1 protein-coding gene is annotated in these 438 nt (G+C 66.2%); it reads right to left on the reverse strand.

Features of this window, described 5'->3' with window-relative positions:
• Window positions 1-438, reverse strand: a 438-nt coding sequence (locus tag AC1D0P_RS29910) for a metallophosphoesterase family protein (protein ID WP_477680047.1), incomplete at both ends; no start/stop codon positions are given.

The following is a 438-nucleotide window of genomic DNA, read 5'->3' on the forward strand; positions in this document are numbered from 1 at the left end:
TCGCCCTTTTCGCCGTCGATACGGAAAAGATTATAGGCGGCCGGCGGCTTATGGCCACCATTGCCCTGGCTGGCGGAGGCGATGCCGACCACGGGTACCCGCGCGCCGCCCGGCGCCGGCAGCCAGTAGAGTGAATTGAGATGGGTGTGCCCGTGCAGCACCAGTTCGGCGCCGCCAAGATGCAGCGCTGCGCCGAAGCGGCGGATGCCGACCATGCGCTTGTAGCTCGCCGTGGCGCCGCGGATCGGCGGATGGTGGATCATCACCACGCGGCAGAGGCCGGCCTCATCCAGTTGCTTCAGCAGTTCAGCGAAGCGCCGCGCCTGGTTGCGGCCGAAATAGCCTGATGCCATGAAGGGCGGGGTCGCCGTTGCCGTCGACAGCCCGATCAGCGCCACCTGTCCGCGAATGCGCAGATAGGGGAAATTATGGTCATCG

Source organism: Polaromonas sp. P1_G2 (assembly GCF_056405515.1).